Annotated in this window: 17 protein-coding genes and 2 tRNA genes; 15 read left to right on the forward strand and 4 right to left on the reverse strand. The window is 61.9% G+C overall.

Translation table 11 applies throughout. The annotated features are described in order from the left end of the window. Positions 1 to 72 precede the first annotated feature (72 nt). From carA to AC1Q6X_RS24760, 4 genes are all read left to right on the forward strand, one after another. Complete coding sequence (gene carA / locus AC1Q6X_RS24745; protein ID WP_070219520.1) at positions 73 to 1,251, forward strand: glutamine-hydrolyzing carbamoyl-phosphate synthase small subunit; 1,179 nt, start codon at positions 73 to 75, stop codon at positions 1,249 to 1,251. Next, entirely contained in the window at positions 1,244 to 4,480 is a 3,237-nt protein-coding gene (carB, locus tag AC1Q6X_RS24750; RefSeq protein WP_492498694.1) for a carbamoyl-phosphate synthase large subunit, read from the forward strand. The genes carA and carB overlap by 8 nt, the downstream gene beginning before the upstream one ends. A 169-nt stretch (positions 4,481 to 4,649) precedes the next feature. After that, positions 4,650 to 5,126, forward strand: a complete 477-nt coding sequence (greA, locus tag AC1Q6X_RS24755) for a transcription elongation factor GreA (RefSeq protein ID WP_034757428.1) — start codon at positions 4,650 to 4,652, stop codon at positions 5,124 to 5,126. Beyond that, positions 5,126 to 5,569 (forward strand): DUF4149 domain-containing protein, encoded by a 444-nt coding sequence (locus AC1Q6X_RS24760; RefSeq protein ID WP_492498696.1) that lies wholly within the window; start codon positions 5,126 to 5,128, stop codon positions 5,567 to 5,569. Before greA ends, AC1Q6X_RS24760 begins: the two co-directional genes overlap by 1 nt. Before the next feature lie 201 nt (positions 5,570 to 5,770). Here the strand turns inward: AC1Q6X_RS24760 and AC1Q6X_RS24765 are convergent, their stop codons facing one another. Further along, a complete protein-coding gene (locus AC1Q6X_RS24765) occupies positions 5,771 to 6,241 on the reverse strand; it encodes a YhbY family RNA-binding protein (RefSeq protein WP_010397237.1) in 471 nt (156 codons plus the stop codon). Between the two features lie 42 nt (positions 6,242 to 6,283). Here AC1Q6X_RS24765 and AC1Q6X_RS24770 point away from each other — a divergent pair, with 42 nt between their 5' ends. The 6 genes from AC1Q6X_RS24770 (at position 6,284) to AC1Q6X_RS24795 (ending at position 11,759) form a co-directional block, all read left to right on the forward strand. Then, positions 6,284 to 6,967, forward strand: coding sequence for an RlmE family RNA methyltransferase (locus tag AC1Q6X_RS24770; RefSeq protein WP_070219517.1), 684 nt, complete (start codon positions 6,284 to 6,286; stop codon positions 6,965 to 6,967). 202 nt (positions 6,968 to 7,169) lie between these two features. Further along, positions 7,170 to 9,050, forward strand: a complete 1,881-nt coding sequence (gene ftsH, locus AC1Q6X_RS24775; protein ID WP_035817778.1) for an ATP-dependent zinc metalloprotease FtsH — start codon at positions 7,170 to 7,172, stop codon at positions 9,048 to 9,050. A gap of 115 nt (positions 9,051 to 9,165) precedes the next feature. Further along, complete coding sequence (gene folP, locus AC1Q6X_RS24780; RefSeq protein ID WP_230505425.1) at positions 9,166 to 9,999, forward strand: dihydropteroate synthase; 834 nt, start codon at positions 9,166 to 9,168, stop codon at positions 9,997 to 9,999. A gap of 39 nt (positions 10,000 to 10,038) precedes the next feature. Continuing rightward, positions 10,039 to 11,376, forward strand: a complete 1,338-nt coding sequence (gene glmM / locus AC1Q6X_RS24785; RefSeq protein ID WP_230505427.1) for a phosphoglucosamine mutase — start codon at positions 10,039 to 10,041, stop codon at positions 11,374 to 11,376. A gap of 137 nt (positions 11,377 to 11,513) precedes the next feature. Next, a tRNA-Pro gene (locus AC1Q6X_RS24790) sits at positions 11,514 to 11,590 on the forward strand. Between the two features lie 94 nt (positions 11,591 to 11,684). After that, positions 11,685 to 11,759: transfer RNA gene (locus AC1Q6X_RS24795), tRNA-Arg, on the forward strand. Positions 11,760 to 11,830: 71 nt separating this feature from the next. On the opposite strand, the gene AC1Q6X_RS24800 is transcribed toward AC1Q6X_RS24795, so the two are convergent. The 3 genes from AC1Q6X_RS24800 to AC1Q6X_RS24810 form a co-directional block, all read right to left on the reverse strand. Continuing rightward, positions 11,831 to 12,010 (reverse strand): hypothetical protein, encoded by a 180-nt coding sequence (locus tag AC1Q6X_RS24800; protein ID WP_492498698.1) that lies wholly within the window; start codon positions 12,008 to 12,010, stop codon positions 11,831 to 11,833. Positions 12,011 to 12,169: 159 nt separating this feature from the next. Next, complete coding sequence (locus AC1Q6X_RS24805) at positions 12,170 to 12,736, reverse strand: PEP-CTERM sorting domain-containing protein (RefSeq protein WP_070300314.1); 567 nt, start codon at positions 12,734 to 12,736, stop codon at positions 12,170 to 12,172. A 306-nt stretch (positions 12,737 to 13,042) separates the two neighbouring features. Then, positions 13,043 to 13,594 (reverse strand): GbsR/MarR family transcriptional regulator, encoded by a 552-nt coding sequence (locus tag AC1Q6X_RS24810; protein ID WP_175444744.1) that lies wholly within the window; start codon positions 13,592 to 13,594, stop codon positions 13,043 to 13,045. Positions 13,595 to 13,731: 137 nt separating this feature from the next. Here AC1Q6X_RS24810 and cydD point away from each other — a divergent pair, with 137 nt between their 5' ends. The 5 genes from cydD to cydX all read left to right on the forward strand — a co-directional run bounded on the left by cydD (position 13,732) and on the right by cydX (position 20,278). Beyond that, the gene (gene cydD, locus AC1Q6X_RS24815; protein ID WP_492498699.1) at positions 13,732 to 15,432 is read left to right on the forward strand and encodes a thiol reductant ABC exporter subunit CydD; all 1,701 of its coding nucleotides are present in this window, start codon (positions 13,732 to 13,734) and stop codon (positions 15,430 to 15,432) included. Beyond that, a complete protein-coding gene (locus AC1Q6X_RS24820) occupies positions 15,429 to 17,111 on the forward strand; it encodes an amino acid ABC transporter ATP-binding/permease protein (protein ID WP_492498700.1) in 1,683 nt (560 codons plus the stop codon). Before cydD ends, AC1Q6X_RS24820 begins: the two co-directional genes overlap by 4 nt. A gap of 122 nt (positions 17,112 to 17,233) precedes the next feature. After that, positions 17,234 to 18,811: a cytochrome ubiquinol oxidase subunit I gene (locus tag AC1Q6X_RS24825; RefSeq protein ID WP_492498701.1), complete on the forward strand. Its 1,578-nt coding sequence runs from the start codon at positions 17,234 to 17,236 to the stop codon at positions 18,809 to 18,811. Between the two features lie 13 nt (positions 18,812 to 18,824). Continuing rightward, entirely contained in the window at positions 18,825 to 19,979 is a 1,155-nt protein-coding gene (cydB, locus tag AC1Q6X_RS24830) for a cytochrome d ubiquinol oxidase subunit II (protein WP_230505440.1), read from the forward strand. 173 nt (positions 19,980 to 20,152) lie between these two features. Beyond that, complete coding sequence (gene cydX / locus AC1Q6X_RS24835) at positions 20,153 to 20,278, forward strand: cytochrome bd-I oxidase subunit CydX (RefSeq protein ID WP_070222085.1); 126 nt, start codon at positions 20,153 to 20,155, stop codon at positions 20,276 to 20,278. Positions 20,279 to 20,446 lie beyond the last annotated feature (168 nt).

Raw genomic sequence — 20,446 nt, forward strand, 5'->3', positions numbered from 1 at the left:
TGCATCTGGCTCGGGTATCTAGGCGGTCGGTCTGACGTGGCGCAGCTACGGTAACTTTATCAGGAGTTGCCCTTGCCGCCATTTTTTTCTGGCCCTGCCGTTCCAGCCATATTAGCGCTTGCTGATGGAACGATCTTTAAAGGTTTTTCGATCGGTGCCGCCGGTCATACCACGGGCGAGGTTGTTTTCAACACCTCGATGACCGGGTATCAGGAAATCCTTACCGACCCAAGCTATTGCCGCCAGATGGTCACCCTGACCTATCCGCATATCGGCAATACGGGCGTCAATCCCGAAGACGTCGAGTCTTCCAAGGTACACGCCGCTGGCCTCATCATCCGCGATCTGCCATTGCTGGCATCCAATTTCCGTTCCACGCTCTCCCTGTCCGATTACCTGAAAGCTGAAAATATCGTCGCCATCGCCGGCATCGATACACGCAAGCTCACGCGCATCCTGCGTGAAAAAGGTGCGCAGGGCGGCGCCATCCTCGTCGGTACGCAAGGCAACGAGCCATCTAGCGCCCAAGCGCTGGAACTGGCCCGCTCCTTCCCCGGCCTGGCCGGCATGGACCTGGCCAAGGTCGTCTCGGCCAAGGCGCCGTATGAATACCGCGAAACGGAATGGACCCTGGGCGAAGGCTATGGCCAGCTGGCCGACGCGGACGCGAAATACCACGTGGTCGCCTTCGACTACGGCGTCAAGCGCAACATCCTGCGCATGCTGACGGCGCGCGGCTGCAAAGTCACCGTGCTGCCCGCGCAAGCGACGGCGGCCGATGCCCTGGCGCTGAATCCGGACGGCATCTTCCTGTCGAACGGTCCCGGCGATCCGGAACCGTGCGACTACGCCATCGCGGCGACCCGCGAGTTGATCGAGAAGGGTATCCCGACCTTCGGCATCTGCCTCGGCCACCAGATCATGGCGCTCGCTTCCGGCGCGAAAACCTTGAAGATGAAGTTCGGCCACCACGGCGCCAACCACCCGGTGCAAGACCTGGAAACGAAACAGGTCTTGATTACCTCGCAAAACCACGGTTTCGCAGTCGACGCGGCAACCTTGCCCGCGAATTGCCGCGTGACCCATGAATCGCTGTTCGACGGCTCCCTGCAAGGCTTTGCCCGCACGGACAAGCCGGCCTTCTGCTTCCAGGGCCACCCTGAAGCGTCGCCGGGCCCGATGGATGTTGCTTACCTGTTTGACCGCTTCATCAACTTGATGGCTGCGGAGGAGAAAAAGAAAAATGCCTAAACGTTTAGATATCAAAAGTATTCTGATTATTGGCGCTGGCCCGATCGTGATCGGCCAGGCCTGCGAATTCGATTATTCCGGCGCGCAAGCGTGCAAGGCCCTGCGCGAAGAGGGCTACAAAGTCATCCTGGTCAACAGCAATCCCGCGACCATCATGACGGACCCGGAAATGGCCGACGTGACCTACATCGAACCGATCACCTGGTCGGTTGTCGAGCGCATCATCGCCAAGGAGCGTCCTGACGCGATCCTGCCGACGATGGGCGGCCAGACGGCGCTGAACTGCGCGCTGGACCTGTTCAACAATGGCGTGCTGGCAAAATACAACGTCGAGCTGATCGGCGCGTCGCCGGAAGCCATCGACAAGGCCGAAGACCGCTCCAAGTTCAAGGATGCGATGACCAAGATCGGCCTCGGTTCGGCCCGTTCCGGCGTGGCGCACTCGATGGAAGAATCGTGGGCCGTGCAGCGCACCCTGGGCTTCCCGACCATCATCCGTCCATCGTTCACCATGGGCGGTTCCGGCGGCGGCATCGCCTACAACGAAGAAGAATTCGAAACCATCTGCAAGCGCGGCCTGGAAGCATCGCCGACGAAAGAGCTGCTGATCGAAGAATCGTTGCTGGGCTGGAAAGAGTACGAGATGGAAGTGGTGCGCGACAAGGCGGACAACTGCATCATCATCTGCTCGATCGAAAACCTCGACCCGATGGGCGTGCACACGGGCGACTCGATTACCGTCGCTCCTGCGCAAACGCTGACGGACAAGGAATACCAGATCATGCGCAATGCCAGTCTGGCAGTGCTGCGCGAGATCGGCGTCGACACGGGCGGCTCGAACGTGCAATTCTCGATCAATCCTGTCGATGGCCGCATGATCGTCATCGAGATGAACCCGCGCGTATCGCGTTCGTCGGCCCTGGCATCGAAAGCGACGGGTTTCCCGATCGCCAAGATCGCCGCCAAGCTGGCCGTGGGTTTCACCCTGGACGAGCTGCGCAATGAAATCACGGGCGGCGCCACGCCGGCATCGTTCGAACCGTCGATCGATTACGTCGTCACCAAGATTCCCCGTTTCACGTTCGAGAAATTCCCGACCGCCGACCACCACCTGACGACGCAGATGAAATCCGTCGGAGAAGTGATGGCCATCGGCCGTACCTTCCAGGAATCGTTCCAGAAAGCCTTGCGCGGCCTGGAAGTGGGCGTGGACGGCATGAACGAAAAGACCAAGGACCGCGAAAAGATCGAAGAAGAACTGGGCGAGCCTGGTCCTGAGCGCATCTGGTATGTGGGCGACGCGTTTGCCCAGGGTTTTACTCTGGAAGAAGTGCACCAGCTGACCAAGATCGACCCATGGTTCCTGATCCAGATCAAGGAAATCGTCGACCTGGAACTGTGGCTCGATACGCAGAAGCTGGAAAACCTGGACAAGAACACCCTGTACAAGTTGAAACAGAAGGGCTTCTCGGACCGCCGCCTGGGTTTCCTGTTGCAGACGACCGACACGGCCGTGCGCCAGCAGCGCCATGCGCTGAACATCCGTCCCGTCTACAAGCGCGTCGACACGTGCGCGGCGGAATTCTCGACCGACACGGCGTACATGTATTCCACGTACGACGAAGAGTGCGAATCGAATCCGACCGACAAGAAAAAGATCATGGTGCTGGGCGGTGGCCCGAACCGTATCGGCCAGGGTATCGAGTTTGACTATTGCTGCGTCCACGCGGCCCTCGCCATGCGCGAAGACGGCTACGAAACCATCATGGTCAATTGCAACCCAGAAACGGTTTCGACCGACTACGATACCTCGGACCGCCTGTACTTTGAATCGCTGACGCTGGAAGACGTGCTGGAAATCGTCGCCATCGAAAAGCCGGTGGGCGTGATCGTGCAGTACGGCGGCCAGACGCCACTGAAACTGGCGCTGGACCTGGAAGCGAATGGCGTGCCGATCATCGGCACCTCGCCCGACATGATCGATGCGGCCGAAGACCGCGAGCGTTTCCAGCAGATGCTGCACAAGCTGGAACTGCGCCAGCCGCCTAACCGCACCGCGCGCACGGAAGCCGACGCTCTGGCGCTGGCGCAGGAAATCGGCTACCCGCTGGTGGTGCGTCCATCGTACGTGCTGGGCGGTCGCGCCATGGAAATCGTCCACGAGCAACGCGACCTCGAGCGCTACATGCGCGAAGCCGTCAAGGTCTCGCACGATTCGCCGGTGCTGCTGGACCGCTTCCTGAACGACGCCATCGAGTGCGACGTCGATTGCATCTCCGACGGCGAAACGACCTTCATCGGCGGCGTGATGGAACACATCGAACAGGCTGGCGTCCACTCGGGCGACTCGGCTTGCTCCTTGCCGCCATACTCGCTGGCACCGGAAACCATTGAAGAACTGAAACGCCAGACGGCGCTGATGGCCAAGGGTTTGAACGTGGTCGGCCTGATGAACGTGCAATTTGCTATCCAGAAACAGGAGATCGATGGCGCAATGAAAGATGTCGTCTTCGTGCTGGAAGTCAATCCACGCGCGTCGCGCACCGTGCCTTTCGTCTCGAAAGCCACGGGTCTGCAACTGGCGAAGATCGCCGCGCGCTGCATGGTCGGCCAGTCGCTGGCGTCGCAAGGCATCACGCAGGAAGTCGTGCCGCCATATTTCAGCGTCAAGGAAGCCGTGTTCCCGTTCGTCAAGTTCCCGGGCGTGGACACCATCCTCGGCCCTGAAATGAAATCGACGGGCGAAGTCATGGGCGTGGGCCTGACCTTCGGCGAAGCGTTTGTGAAATCGCAACTGGGCGCCGGCGTCAACCTGCCAAAATCGGGCAAGGTTTTCATCAGCGTGAAAGCGTCGGACAAGCCGCGCGCCGTGCAAGTGGCGCGCGACCTGGTCGAGTCCGGTTTCACCGTGGTCGCCACCAAGGGCACCGCCGCCGTGATCGCTGCTGCCGGCATCGCCGTCACGCCAGTGAACAAGGTGATCGAAGGCCGTCCGCACGTGGTCGACATGATCAAGAACCATGAAATCGTGCTGGTGATTAACACCGTGGAAGAAAAGCGCAGCGCCATCGTCGATTCGCGGGCCATCCGCACGTCGGCCCTGGCCTCGCGCGTGACGACCTACACGACCATCGCGGGCGCGGAAGCGGCCGTCGAAGGCATCCGCCATCTGGATGAGTTGCGTGTGTACGATTTGCAAGGCCTGCACAAGACCCTGCAGCAAGCATAGTCCGCGTGTCATTTGCAGTGGCCGCCGTTAGGCGGTACACTGCATGCTTATCAACCACAGAGTTCCGTGCAGAGCAGCGCGCGGCCTCTGTGGTTTTCACTTGGTAAGTCCGTTAACCGTGGCAAAACACGGACAACGGCGCCGATAACTAGCAGATAGTAGAGATAACATGACCTCAGTCCCATTGACCAAATACGGCGCAGAACTCCTGAAGGAAGAGCTGCATCATTTGAAGACCAAGGAACGCCGCATCGTCATCGATGCGATCGCCGAAGCGCGTTCGCACGGAGATCTGTCGGAAAACGCCGAGTACGATGCCGCCAAGGAACGCCAGGCCTTCGTCGAAGGCCGCATCGCCGAGCTCGAAGGCAAGCTGGGCGCAGCGCAAATCATCGACCCGACCGCGCTCGACGCGGAAGGCCGCGTGGTGTTTGCCTCGACCGTGAACCTGGAGGACCTGGAATCGGGCCAGAAAGTCACGTACCAGATCGTGGGCCTTGATGAAGCCGACCTGAAAATGAACAAGGTTTCCGTGACGTCCCCGATCGCCCGCGCGCTGATCGGCAAGTACGCCGGCGACGTGGTGGAAGTGCAGGCGCCGTCCGGCCCGCGCGAATACGAAATCCTGGAAGTACTGTACATCTGATGCTGGGCCGCGTGCGCCTCCTCGTTGCCACCCTGTGGGCGGGCAGCCTGTGGACCATCGGCTTCATCGTGGCGCCTACCCTGTTCGGCACCCTGAGCGACCGCGTGCTGGCCGGCAATATCGCCGGCAGCATGTTCCGCGCCGAGGCCTGGCTGTCCATCGCCTGCGCGCTGGTACTGCTGGCCTTGCTGCAATGGGCGCCAGGTGCGCTGGAACTGAAACGCCGCCGCCTGCTGGGCGCGCTGGTGCTGTCCATGCTGGTGTGCGCGCTGCTCAGCCATTTCGGCATTTCGCCGCTGATGGCCGAACTCAAGGCGCAAGCGCCGTCGGGCATTATGGACGAGGCCATGCGCAGCCGCTTCGGTATGCTGCATGGCGTGTCGACCCTGATCTTTGCCGTGCAAAGCCTGCTGGCGGGCGTGCTGATCTGGAAGCAGCAGTAATCGCTGGTGTTTGTCGGATTACGCGCTGCGCGCTAATCCGACCTACATGACTGATGGTCGATATCGTAGGTCGGATTAGCGGCGCCTTGGCGCCGTGTAATCCGACAAGCGCAATTGCAATAAAAAAGCGGAGCAGGGGATATCCCGTGCTCCGCTTCTTGTTTCAAGCCCGGCCGCCTCGCGGTGGCCGGGTGAACAGGCTTACTTGCTGCCCAGTGCGCTTTTCTTGGCGCTTTTCTGACGTGGCTTGGCACGCTTGATGGAACCGCCTTCGGTAACGCGCTCATTGCCCTTGATCATGACTTTCGTCACGCTGGGGCGCTTGGTGCCGCTGGCGCTGGCCTTGACGATGGTCACTTCGCGCATGCCTTTGCCGGCGCTGACCTTCTCCTTAACCACTTCTTTTTTCGGACGGTAGATTACCAGCAGTTTGCCAATATGTTGTACCGGGGCGGCGCCGAGATTGCCGCAAATCGTATCGTACATTCCGACGCGGGCTTCGCGGTCGTCGCCGAACACGCGGACTTTAATCAGGCCGTGCGAATCCAGGCCAAGGTCGATCTCTTTGAGGACAGCAGGTGTCAAGCCCGCTTCGCCAATGATGACGATAGGCTTCAGCGCGTGTGCTTCGGCGCGCAGTGCGCTGCGCTCTACGGGTGTAAGTTTTAGCATAATAATATTTAGTAATTCCCTTAAAAGCAGTATTCTACGCGAATGGCAAAGAAGAAATTAAACAAAAACTGGTTGCACGACCACATAAATGATCCTTATGTGAAGTTGGCGCAAAAAGAGGGCTACCGCGCCCGGGCAGCATACAAGCTCAAAGAAATCGATGAAGACGAGAAACTGATCAAACCTGGCCAGGTGATTGTCGACCTTGGTTGTACTCCCGGCAGCTGGGCCCAGTACACGCGGCGCAAGCTGGCCGGCAAGGATGGCGGCGGGGTCAATGGTACCCTGATTGGCCTGGACATGCTGGAAATGGAGCCGATCGCCGATTTCCACTTCATCCAGGGCGACTTCCGCGAAGCGCGCGTATTGCGCCAGCTGGAAGTGGTGTTGCAAGGCCGCAAGGTCGATCTGGTGCTGTCGGACATGGCGCCCAACCTGTCGGGCATTGCCACGGCGGATGCCGCGCGCATGGAACATCTGATCGACCTGGCCATCGAATTTTCGCAATTGCACCTGAAGCCGTCTGGCGTATTGCTGGTGAAATGCTTTAAAGACATGGGTTTCAGCCAGATCGTGGAGAAATTCCGCGCTGAATTCAAGGTCGTGGTACAGAAAAAGCCGAAGGCCAGCCGCGATAAATCGTCGGAAATCTTCCTGATGGGCCGTGGAATCAAGAATCCGCTGAAAAATGCCGTAGAAGAAGATGATCCCGCCCTTGATATTTAAGAGGGAATCCGCACATGGGAACGAGAAGTGCAGTAGCGTCTGATGGCATAAAAGCCTAAATTGTTTATACTGCATTTTTTTGCGTGAACGCGGTTTTTTCGCGCGCACGGATCGGCGGGCTTTGGCACGGCCCGCTTATTGCGAGTAAAATCGTGTTTCTAGCTATAGGTAAAGAGATGCGCACTGCATCCAAGGAGTCTTCGTGAATAACATGTTTTCCAAATCTGCCATCTGGGTAGTCGTATTGCTGCTGTTGTTCATGCTGTTCAAGCAATTCGACAGTCATGGCGCCACAGGCGGCAGCAAGGCCATCGCTTATTCCGATTTGCTGGATGAAGTCAAAGCCAAGCGCGTCAAGGATGTCGTGATCGAAGGTTCGTCGATCACCGCCAAGCTGATGGACGACACCAAGGTGCGTACCACTGCCACCAGCCTCGACAAGGGCCTGATCGGCGACTTGCGCGACAATGGCGTGCATTTCGATGTGCGTCCGCCTGAGGAAGCGTCTTTCCTGCAAACTATTTTTGTTTCCTGGTTCCCCATGCTGCTGTTGATCGGCGTCTGGGTCTTCTTCATGCGTCAGATGCAAGGCGGCGGCAAGGGTGGGGCATTCTCGTTCGGCAAGTCGAAGGCACGCATGATGGATGAAGCCAGCAACACCGTCACCTTCGCCGATGTCGCCGGTTGCGACGAAGCGAAAGAAGAAGTCAACGAAGTGGTCGACTTCCTCAAGGATCCGAGCAAATTCCAGAAACTGGGCGGCCGCATTCCCCGCGGCGTGCTGATGGTCGGTCCTCCTGGCACGGGTAAAACCCTGCTGGCGCGCGCCATCGCCGGCGAAGCCAAGGTGCCGTTCTTCTCGATTTCCGGTTCCGACTTCGTGGAAATGTTCGTCGGCGTGGGTGCCAGCCGCGTGCGCGACATGTTCGAAAACGCGAAAAAGCATTCGCCGTGCATCATCTTCATCGATGAGATCGACGCTGTCGGTCGTCACCGCGGTGCCGGCATGGGCGGCGGCAATGACGAGCGCGAACAGACCCTGAACCAGTTGCTGGTCGAGATGGACGGTTTTGAAGCGAACTCCGGCGTCATCGTCGTGGCCGCCACCAACCGCGCCGACGTGCTCGACAAAGCCTTGCTGCGTCCGGGCCGCTTCGACCGCCAGGTGTCCGTCGGCTTGCCCGATATCCGCGGCCGCGAACAGATCTTGAACGTGCATATGCGGAAAGTGCCTATCGGTACTGACGTGAAAGCCGATATCCTGGCCCGCGGCACCCCCGGTTTCTCGGGCGCCGACCTGGCCAACCTGGTCAACGAAGCAGCCTTGTTCGCCGCCCGCCGCAGCAAGCGCCTGGTGGAAATGGCTGACTTTGAAGATGCGAAAGACAAGATCTACATGGGTCCCGAGCGTAAATCGATGATCATCCGCGAGGAAGAGCGTCGCAATACGGCTTACCATGAGTCCGGTCACGCCGTCGTCGCCAAGTTGCTGCCGAAAGCCGATCCCGTGCATAAAGTGACGATCATGCCGCGCGGCTGGGCCCTGGGCCTGACCTGGCAGCTGCCGGAGCACGACAACTTGTCCGCCTACAAGGACAAGATGCTGGAAGAAATTTCCATCCTGTTCGGCGGCCGTATTGCCGAAGAGATTTTCGTGGGGCAGATGTCCACCGGCGCGTCGAACGACTTCTCGCGCGCCACCAAGCTGGCCCGTTCCATGGTGACCCGCTTCGGCATGTCCGACAGCATGGGCGTGATGGTCTACGAAGACAGCGAAAACGAAGGTTTCTTCGGTGGCGCCACCAAGACGATCTCGGAAGCGACCCAGCAAAAGGTCGATGCTGAAATCCGCAACATTCTCGACAAGCAATATGCTTTGGCGCGCACCTTGCTGGAAGGCAACCGCGACAAGGTCGAAATGATGACGAAAGCGTTGCTGGAATGGGAAACCATTGATGCAGAGCAAATCAATGACATCATGGCCGGCCTGGAGCCGCGTCCACCGAAAGTCATTCCGCCACGCCGCAATGCGGGCGACAGCGGCACGGGCGGCATCTCGCCAAACGTGACGGCACCAGCCTGATTAGTGCGGCCCTGACGGGCGGCACGCAAGGGGATGGCAAGAACGAGGGTAAGGAGCAATCCTTGCCCTTTTTCGTTCCAGCAGCAGTTTTTTCCTGACGACTACAAAGATTCACATGCGACACTATTTGCAATTCGGCCGTTTCGGCTTCAACCTGTCCGGCGCGCAGGCGCTGGTGATGGGCATCCTGAACATCACGCCCGACTCGTTTTCCGATGCGGGCCAATACCAGCACCTGGAATTTGCCCTGTCGCGCGCCGAGCAGATGATGCTTGATGGCGCCGACATCATCGATATCGGCGGCGAATCGAGCCGCCCCGGCGCGCCGCCGCTGCCGCTGCACGATGAGTTGCAGCGCGTCATGCCGGTGCTGTACGCCTTGCGCGACTGCGGCAAGCCCTTGTCCGTCGACACGTACAAGCCGGAAGTCATGCGCGAAGCCATCCTGGCAGGCGCCGACATGATCAACGACATCAACGGTTTTCGCGCGCCGGGCGCCATCGAGGCCGTGCGGGACAGCGATTGCGCGCTGTGCATCATGCACATGCAAAACGTGCCAGAAACCATGCAAGCCCAGCCGCAGTACGACGACGTGGTGCGCGAAGTCATCGACTTCCTGCGCGAACGCATCGACACCATGACGGCCGCCGGCATCGCCCGCGAACGCCTGTGCGTCGATCCCGGCTTCGGCTTTGGCAAAACGGTGGAGCAGAACTACGCTTTATTGCGCGCCACGCGCCAGCTGCGCAGCGAGCTGGACCTGCCTGTGCTGGCGGGCCTGTCGCGCAAGTCGATGATCGGCGCCGTGACGGGACGTCCCGTCGAGCAGCGCCTGGCCGGCAGTGTTGCCGGTGCGCTTGCGGCGGTAGCGCAAGGCGCGGAAATTATTCGTGTGCATGATGTAGCAGAAACCGTCGATGCCCTGAAGGTCTGGCGCATGGCGCATTGAAGCTGTAAGATTCATTATAAACAACAAAAAGAGAAATTTATGACGCGTAAATATTTTGGCACCGATGGCATTCGCGGCCTGGTGGGCACCGCTCCGATCACCCCCGACTTCGTCATGCGCCTCGGCTATGCGGCCGGCAAGGTGCTGGCCAAGTCGCAGGGCGGCAAGGCGCGCCCGACGGTACTGATCGGCAAGGACACGCGCATTTCCGGCTACATGCTGGAAGCGGCGCTGGAAGCGGGCCTGTCGGCCGCCGGCGTGGACGTGATGCTGGCCGGCCCCATGCCGACGCCGGCGATCGCTTACCTGACGCGGGCGCTGCGCCTGTCGGCTGGTGTGGTCATTTCCGCCTCGCACAATCCGTATCACGACAATGGCATCAAGTTCTTTTCCGGCCAGGGCACCAAGCTGCCCGACAGCGTGGAACTGGAAATCGAAGCGGCGCTCGACGAGCCCATGGCTTGCGTGGCGTCGGACAAGCTGGGCCGCGCCAAGCGCCTCGACGATGCCCAGGGCCGCTACATCGAATTTTGCAAGAGCACCTTCCCGAACGAGCTGGACTTGCGCGGCCTGAAGATCGTCGTCGATTGCGCGCATGGCGCCGCCTACCATATCGCGCCGCACGTCTTCCATGAACTGGGCGCGGAAGTCATCGCCATCGGCAACAAGCCCGATGGCTTCAACATCAATGCGGGCTTTGGCGCCACGGCAACCAAGGCCATGGCCGAAGCCGTCGTCGAGCACGGCGCGGACCTGGGCATCGCCCTTGACGGCGACGCCGACCGCCTGATCATGTGCGACGCCACGGGCCGCTTGTACAACGGCGACGAATTGTTGTACGTCATGGTCAAGGACCGTCTGGCGACGGGTCCCGTGGCCGGCGCCGTCGGCACGTTGATGACGAATATGGCGCTGGAAGTGCTGTTCAAGCAGCAGGGCATCGGCTTTGCGCGCGCCAAGGTGGGCGACCGCTACGTGCTGGAAGTCATGAAGGAAAAGGGCTGGATACTGGGCGGCGAGGGCTCGGGCCATTTGCTGTGTCTGGACCGCCACACGACGGGCGACGGCATCGTCTCTGCGCTGCAAGTATTGTCCGCGCTCAAGCGCAGCGGCCAAAGCCTGCAGCAATGCCTGGCCGAACTGGTGCTGTTCCCGCAAACCCTGATCAATCTGCGCGTGGCGCCCGGTTTCGACTGGCAGAAGAATGCCGCCATGGTGGCCGAGAAAGAGCTGGTCGAGGCCGAACTGGGCGACACGGGCCGCGTGCTGATCCGCGCTTCGGGCACCGAACCGCTGATCCGTGTGATGGTGGAGGCGAAGGACAAGGAGAAGGCCGAGAGCATGGCGCGCCGCATCGCCGACAAGGTCGGCAGCTGAAAACGCCCAAGGCGGCGTTGCACTGCCTTGCCCTGAACGTTTTCAGCAAGCCTCTTCAAGCAGGCGCGATAGTTATTTCCATCTAATTCGCCTGGGGCAATTGACGAAATTGGGCAGGGGCGTTATTATCTTGTCTTCGGAGTGTGGCGCAGCCCGGTAGCGCACCTGGTTTGGGACCAGGGGGTCCAAGGTTCGAATCCTTGTACTCCGACCAAAGTCATAAGCGGGCTGTCAGAAATGACAGCCCGTTTTCTATTGTGCGACGCCTTGGCATTGCTGGCGCGCATAGACTAAAATGCTGCACCTTTCCGCCCATCGTTCAACGGATAGGACAACGGTCTTCTAAACCGTGAATGGGGGTTCGATTCCCTCTGGGCGGACCAGTTCATGCTGGTCATGCACGCGACAGCCTGTCGCATTGCCATCACTCTTCATCTTTTGCCTGCCTGCCGTGTCACGGCTGCGCAAACAGTACCACGCTCAGCAAATACAACAGCGGCGCCGCGAACAGCAGCGCGGATAGTAGCGACCCCATTTTCTTGCTGGACAGCCGGGCCAGGCGCAGCCGTTCCCGCGCGGGCAAGTGCTGGCGGATCACGCTGCGCGCGCGTGGCTGAAACGGTTGTTCGTGCATGAGATCTCCCTCGTCGATCAGCAGTGGATGCCGTCGAGCATAGCGAGAGGGATCTAAAAATGGTGTAAAAAGCGTGCCTGGCGCCGCAAGCGCGGCGTAAAGATGCGGCTGGCATGGAGGCGGCAGCGGACGCCGTTGCGCCGCTGCCGCTGGTGATGCTTACTTTCCCTGGCGGCGGCGTGCCAGGAAGCCCAGCAGGCCCAGGCCGGCGAGCAGCATGGCATAGGTTTCAGGTTCCGGCACGGCGGAAATGAAGGCCCTGTAGTTGCTCAGATCCTTGGGCAGGCCTTCCACCGTGAACGTGGTGCCGGCAGCCACTGGCGCGGCCCAGTGGAACACCAGTTCGCCCTGGCCGAAGTGGATGGCCAGATAGTCATAGGCGGCCGCGCTCGTATAGGAATTGACCCCGCCGCTCAGGCCTGCCGTGGTGCCGGCAGTGCAGCCCGAAGTGGCGCTGTCGCAATACGAAACGGCGGCGCCCAGGCTGCTGCCGAACACGCCATTGATGTAGCCCTGGATGTCCGAGGGGCTCTGCGGCACCAGATTATCGTCATAATATTTCACCTCCAATGCCGGTGATGGCGAATAGGTGACGGTGCTGCCGGCAATGACGAAACCGCTGGCCGGCCCCACATCGACCCAGGTGGCCGCTTGCGCTGCACTTGCCAGTACGGTCATTGCGGCCAGCATGGATGCCTTGACGGCAATGCTTTTTATGCTTTTCATGAAAATCCCCTTGTGCTTGAGACAGTTGCTACATCGTGTAGGGATACGCCCCTGCCTGCCGGGGAAGTCATCCCATTGCCCGTTTTTAGCTGCTATTTCCTGCGCGTATTGAGTACGCAAATGCAAGCTTACTCTTGATGTAAATTAATACAATTTTAATAATTCTATTGGTTTGCTTGACAACATCGCATGCGGCTATGTATGGATGTGCTAGCGATGGCCAACATGACGTTAGGAAATAGCGTGACAAGGCGCGCCAGCTTGTGCTAGCGGCGTTCGGACTTGGGAAAAGGGGAGGCGGGTGCTTCAGTCGCTGTTGTTGCTGACGCCAAACAGGCGATCCTTGGCGTTGAGCAGCTTTTGTACCTTGGCGCCCATTTTCATCAGTTGCGCCATCGATTCGGGCGACAGGCGCTGCAAGTCGTCGAACCAGGTGTTGGCCAGGTCGACCAGTTCATACATTTCGCGCATGCGCTCCTGCGCATATTGATCCACGGGTTCCGTGGCCGGGGCCAGCAGCGCTTCGCGCAGCACTGTCAAGGTCGGGGCCACCTCGCGGCGGCGGCGCTCGGCGGCCACCACGCGGAAGATTTGCCACACGTCGCCCAGCGAGGAAAAATACTCGCGCCGGTCGCCGGGGATGCGCGACTGGCGGATCAAGCCCCAGCCCTGCAATTCCTTCAGGCCGATGCTCACGTTCGAGCGCGAAAAACTCAGGTGCTCCGCGATTTCATCCGCGTGCAAAGGATGCTCCGCGACAAACAACAAGGCGTACACTTGCCCCACCGTGCGGTTAAAGCCCCAGCGGCTGCCCATCTCGCCGAAATGGCTGACGAAGGTCAGGATCAGCGGCGTCATTTGGATATTTTGAGTTTTCATAATTATCTGAATTTTTTCACGCCAAACCGCCAGGGTCAATTGATATATGTCATGTTTCGCAGTATTATACAAAAAATCGAATTTACAGAAAATTCTGAAAACTCAAAAAATATAAGATGACGACCTCGCCACTGTCCTTGCCCCGCTTTATTCTTCCCCGTGCCGCCAGTCTGGCGCAAGGCGGCGCCGCCTTGCTGTGGCTGCCGCAAGCGGCCTTGCTGGCCTGGGCCGTCCAAGCCATGCTCGATGGCGCGCCGTGGCGCGCGGCCCTGTTGCCGGCCGCCGGCGTGCTGCTGCTGGGCATGCTGCGCGCCGGCTGCGAAGCGTGGGGCGCGCGGCGCATGTATGCGGCCGCGCGCGCGCACCTGTCCACCTTGCGCGGGCAAGTGGCGCAGGCGCTGGCGCGCCGTTCGCCGCTGGACCGCCAGCGCGCCCAGTCAGGCCAGGCGGCCAGCGTCATTGCCGAGCAGGCCGAAGCCATCGTGCCGTATCTGGTGCGCTACAAGCCGGCGCGCTGGAAAGTCATGCTCGTGCCGCTCGTGATCCTCGCCGTGGTGACGCCGCTGTCGTGGATCGCCGCGCTGATCCTGCTCATCGCCGCGCCTCTGATTCCCGTCTTCATGGCCCTCGTGGGCATGGGTGCGCAGGCGGCCAGCCGCGCGCAGATGGTGGAAATGGGCAGCATGAACGCCTTTCTGCTGGACCGCCTGCGCGGCCTGGCCACCTTGCGCGCGCTCGATGCCGTCGATGCCACGGCCGCGCGGCTGGACGTCTCGTCGCAATCCGTGCGCCGGCGTACGATGGTGGTGCTGCGCATCGCCTTTTTGTCGTCCGCCGTGCTGGAACTGTTTTCCGCGCTGGGCGTGGCCATGGTGGCCGCCTTCATCGGCTTCTCGCTGCTGGGCAGCCTCGATTTCGGCACCTGGGGCCGCGAACTGACGTTGGGGCAGGGCTTGTTCATCCTGCTGCTGGCGCCCGCGTTCTTCGAGCCGCTGCGCGAGCTGGCCGCCGTCTGGCACGACAAGGCGGCCGGCGAGGCGGGCCTGGCCGGACTGCACGATCTGGCCGCCGAGGGCGTGCCTTTGCCGGGCTTTGGTGCGGAAGTTGCCGCCGTCTCCGCCGCCGCCATGGCGGTGGCGCCGCCGCCCGCCATTGACATCCATCAACTGCGCTTTGCCCATCCCGGCGAAGCGCCCGTGTTCGACGGCTTGGACTTGAGCGTGCGCGCCGGCGAACACGTGGCCCTGCTGGGCGCCAGCGGCGCGGGCAAGACCACCTTGCTGTCCTTGCTGGCCGGCTTGCTGCCCGCCGGCGGCGGCGACATCCGCATCGGCGGCGTGCGCCTGAATGACGGTACGGTCAATACCGTGCGCCAGCGCATGGCCTGGATGGGCCAGCGTCCGCACGTGTTTGCCGCGTCCGTCAGCCAGAACGTGACACTGGGCCGGGCAGGTGCGAACGCCGCGCACGTGACGCAGGCGCTGCACCTGGCCGACCTGGCCAGCGTGGCGCAGGCGCAGCCGGCCGTCATGCTCAGCGATGGCGGCCAGGGCTTGTCCGGCGGTGAAGCCGTGCGCCTGGCCTTGGCCCGCGTGGCCCTGCATCCGCATGCGGACTTGCTGCTGGTCGATGAGCCGACGGCCCACCTGGACAGCGAAACGGCGGCGCGCGTCACGGACGCCTTGCTGGCCCTGGCAAAAGGCAAGACGATGCTTGTCGCCACGCACGACCCCGTGCTGGCTGGCCGGCTGCAGCGCACGGTGCAAGTTGATGCCCAGGCGCATGCGCAGACGCAGAAGGCAGAGGCGCGCGCATGAAAACATCGCTGATATCGCACCCCGTGCTGCGGCAATTGCTGCTGGCCCAGCCCCGCAAGCTGATCGGGGGCGCCGTGCTGGCGGCCCTGACGGCCGTGGCCGGCATGGCCTTGCTGGGCTTGTCCGGCTGGTTCATCACGGCCACCTCGATCGCCGGCCTGCATGCCTCGACGGCCATCCTGTTCGACGTGTTCGGCCCGTCGGCCGGCATCCGCCTGCTGGCTATCGGCCGCACTGGCTCGCGCTATGCGGAGCGCCTCGTCACGCACGACGCCACGTTCGCCGCCCTGGCGGCCATCCGCGTGCAGCTGTTTCGCGGCTGGTCGCGTCCGGAAGCGGCCAGCCGCCTGCTGCGCCAGCCCGCCAGGCTGCTGTTCCGCCTGACGGCCGATATCGACGCGCTCGAATCGCTGTATCTGCGCCTGCTGGTGCCCGCCTTCACGGCACTGTGCGTGGCCCTGCTGGCCGGCGTGGCGTTGGGCGTGATGCAGTGGCAGCTGGGCCTGGGCCTGGCCGCGTGGCTGCTGGCCGCCGGCGGCGGCATCAGCTGGCTTCTGGCGCGCGGCGCCCGCCGTCCCGCCATCGTGCGTACACGCGCCATCGAAAAACTGCGTTCCGCCACCATCGACCTGGTGGCGGGCCAGACGGACCTGGTGATGGCGGGCCGCATCGACGCCCAGTGCGCCGCGCTGGGAGAGATCGACCGCTCGCTGGCGCAAGCCGATGTTGCCCTGCTGCGCCTGGAGACGGCGGCCGGCGCCGCGTATGGCGTGGCGGGCAGCGCGACCCTGGCAGGGGTGCTGCTGGCCGTGGCCGCGCTGGTGCAGCAGCAGGCGCTGAACGTGCCGCTGGCGGCCCTGGCCCTGTTGATTGCATTGACAGCCGTGGAACCGTTTGCGGGACTGCGCCGTGGCGCGCTGGAAGCGGGGCGCATGCTGCTGGCCATGCGCCGCCTGGCGCCGCGCCTCGATGCTCAGGAGATCGCAGTGCCGCCGGCTGACAGCGCACCGGGCTTGCGCCTGGAACAGGTCAGCGCCGCACATGCGGGCAGCCATGTCGCCATCTTGCATGATGTATCGCTGCACATCGGCGAGGGCGAGCGCGTGGCCTTGATCGGCCCCAGCGGCGCGGGCAAGTCGACCTTGCTGGCCATCGCCGCGCGCGAGCTGGCGCCGCTGTCGGGCACGGTGCACGCGGGCCGCGCCTGTTTGTTCACCCAGAAGACGGAATTGTTCCAGGACAGCTTGCGCGACAACCTGCGCCTGGCCGACCCGTCCGCCAGCGACGCGCAGCTGTGGGCGGCGCTGCAGGCAGCCGGCCTGGACGACGAAGTGCGGGCCTTCGCGGACGGCCTCGATACCATGCTGGGCGAGGGCGGCCTGGGCTTGTCGGGCGGCCAGGCGCGCCGCTTGGCGCTGGCGCGGCTGTTCCTGCACGCATCGACCTTGTGGCTGCTGGACGAGGCGACGGAAGCGCTCAATGCGCAGACGGCGATCGATGTCCTGCAGCGCCTGGCCGCGCGCAGCGAAGGGCGCAGCTTGCTGATCGCCACCCACTTGCGGCGCGAAGCGGCGCTGGCGGACCGGCTGGTCAGCCTGCGCGATGGCCGTATCGTCGGCGACGCGCGCCGTGGCACGCCAGCCTTCGAGGCGGCGCTGGCGGGCCTGCGCGCAGATTAAGGAGTGAAGGGAAGACTGGAGACACAGGCGGTCCGTATGCCAGCGTGAGGGCGGCGGACCAATCGAATCGCATCAGATAGATACCAAGTTTACACACAGTAGGGAAATACCAAGGAAATCATATGGACTTCGATATTGTCGCTTTATCCAGACTGCAGTTCGCGCTGACAGCTCTGTACCACTTTATATTCGTTCCGCTGACGATAGGGCTGTCAGTGATCCTCGCCATCATGGAGACGGTCTATGTGATGACGAGCCGCCCCATCTGGCGCGACATGACCAAGTTCTGGGGTGTCTTGTTCGGCATCAACTTCGCCATGGGCGTGGCGACGGGCGTCGTCATGGAATTCCAGTTCGGCATGAACTGGAGCTATTACAGCCATTATGTGGGCGACATTTTCGGCGCGCCGCTGGCCATCGAGGGCTTGATGGCTTTCTTCCTGGAAGCGACCTTCGTCGGCCTGTTTTTCTTCGGCTGGGACAAGCTGTCGAAGCGGGGCCACCTGGTCACCACCTGGCTGGTGGCCATCGGCTCGAACTTCTCGGCCCTGTGGATTTTGATCGCCAACGGCTGGATGCAAAATCCCGTCGGCGCGGCCTTCAATCCGCAGACCATGCGCATGGAAGTGACGGATTTCGGCGCCGTGCTGACGAACCCCGTGGCACAGGCGAAATTCGTGCATACGGTGTCGGCCGGCTACACGGCGGCGGCCATCTTCGTGCTGGGTATTTCCGCCTGGTATCTGCTGAAGGGCCGCCACGTGCAGCTGGCCAAGCGCTCGATGACGGTGGCCGCCTCGTTCGGCCTGGCCGCCACCTTGTCAGTCGTGGTGCTCGGTGACGAAAGCGGCTACCTGTCGTCCGAACACCAGAAAATGAAGCTGGCCGCGATCGAAGCCATGTGGACCACGGAGCCGGCACCCGCCGCCTTCACGGCCATCGGCTTTCCCGACGCGAAAGCGCGTGAAACGCATTACGCCGTGCATATCCCGATGGTGATGGGCTTGATCGGCACGCGTTCGCTGACGACGGAAATCCCCGGCATCGAGCAATTGGTCGACCGCGGCGAGCTGCTGATCCAGGATGGCATCAAGGCGTACGACGCGCTGCAAACCATCCGCAGCGTGGCGCCAGGTGCGCCTGTGCCGCAAGAGGCGAAGGACGTGTTCGAGTCGAAAGGCCAGTCCATGGGCTATGCCTTGCTGCTGAAACGCTATGTCGACGATCCGCGCCAGGCCACGCCCGAGCAGATCCGCCAGGCCGCGCTCGACACCGTGCCGCCCGTGGGGCCCTTGTTCTGGTCCTTCCGCGTGATGGTGGGCCTGGGCATGTTCTTTATCTTGTTGACCGGCACCTTCTTCATCCTGTCGACACGCCGCACCCTGGACAAGCACCGCTGGCTGCTGAAGCTGGCCGTGTTCGCCATCCCGTTGCCGTGGGTGGCCATCGAGGCGGGCTGGATCGTGGCCGAAGTGGGCCGCCAGCCGTGGGTCATCGAAGGCGTGCTGCCGACGGCCGTGGCCGTCTCCAACCTGGGGGCGTCGACGCTCCTGATTACCATCGCCGGCTTTGCCGCCATCTACACCGTGCTGTTGATTATCGAAATGAAGCTCATGCTCAAGGCCATCCGCAAGGGGCCGGAAGAGACGCCGCGGGCTCCCGTGCCAGCGGCCGCAGCCATTCATACTCAACGCGCCTGAGGAGGACCAGACCATGATTTTGCATGAAATGATTTCCTATGAAACCCTGCGCCTGATCTGGTGGCTGCTGATCGGCATTTTGCTGGTGGGCTTTGCCATCACGGACGGCTTCGACCTGGGCACGGGCATCCTGCTGCCGTTCGCCGGCAAGACGGACCTCGAGCGCCGCGTCATCATCAACAGCATCGGGCCCGTATGGGAAGGCAACCAGGTATGGCTGATCCTCGGCGGCGGCGCCATCTTTGCCGCCTGGCCGCAGCTGTACGCCGTCTCGTTCTCTGGCTTCTACCTGGCCATGTTCGTCATCCTCGTGGCGCTGATCGTGCGCCCCGTGGCGTTCAAGTTCCGCAGCAAGCGCGAAGACCCCCGCTGGCGCGCCCGCTGGGACGCGGCCCTGTTCGTGGGCGGCTTCGTGCCGGCCCTGATCTGCGGCGTAGCCATCGGCAATGTGCTGCAGGGCGTGCCGTTCCGTTTTTCGCCGGACATGCATATCTTCTATGACGGCAGCTTCTTTGCGCTGCTCAACCCGTTCGCCTTGCTGTGCGGCCTCGTCTCGGTGGCCATGCTGGTGATGCATGGCGCCACCTGGCTGCAAGTGAAAACGGACGGTGCGGTGGCGGAACGTTCGCGCCGCTACGGCAGCGTGGCGGCAATCGCCACGGTCGTGCTGTATGCGGCAGCCGGCGCGGCCCTGTGGCTGTGGGTCGATGGCTACCGCGTCACCAGCGCCGTCGTCGTCGATGGCCCGTCGAACCCGATGCTGAAAACGGCGCAAGTGCACGTGGGCGCCTGGTTCCTCAACTTTGCCGCCCATCCGTGGACCTGGATCGCCCCTGCGGCCGGCTTGCTGGGCCCCTTGCTGGCGTTCGCCTTGCTGCGCGCGCGCCGCGAAGTACCCGCCTTGCTGGCCAGCGCGGCCAGCATTGCCGGCATCATCCTCAGCGTGGGCGCGGCCATGTTCCCGTTCATCCTGCCATCGTCGATCGATCCGCGCGCCAGCCTGACGGTGTGGGATTCCTCGTCCAGCCACATGACCCTGTTCATCATGCTGGTCGTCACGGCCGTCTTCATTCCCCTCATCGTGGCGTACACGACGTGGGTGTATAAAGTGCTGTGGGGTAAGGTTGACGGCAAAGCCATCGAAGACGACACCGGTCACGCTTATTGAGAATACCTAACTAAACCTACTGCGCGTCGCCCTTTGCGGCCGGCGATGCTCACCGTACTGGAGTACGGTTGCGCTTCTCGACCACAAATCGCTGCCGCTCACTACGGTTTTGTTAGGTGTCGTTAGTTTGATAGTAAAAACGATCAAGCTGGAATTGAAGAAAGGAAATAATTATGTGGTACTTCGCCTGGATACTGGGTCTTCCGCTGGCGGCGACGTTCGCCGTGCTCAATGCGATGTGGTATGAAGTCGCCGATGGCGACACGACGCCCGAGCAGTACCGCGACACGCCGAACTAGTCGCGCCTGAATTTGATTTGCCCCGCCCGGTGCAATGGTTTTGCCATTGCCGCCCGGCGGGGCATTTTTATGGTTTTTCGCGGATTTCAGTCAAGCAAATCCCGCCATGCCGTGAAAGAGGAAAGATTTGTTGTACGGCCAACACGGTATTCGCCGCCGTACCGGCAG

Source organism: Janthinobacterium sp. GW823-FHT06H09 (assembly GCF_058794735.1).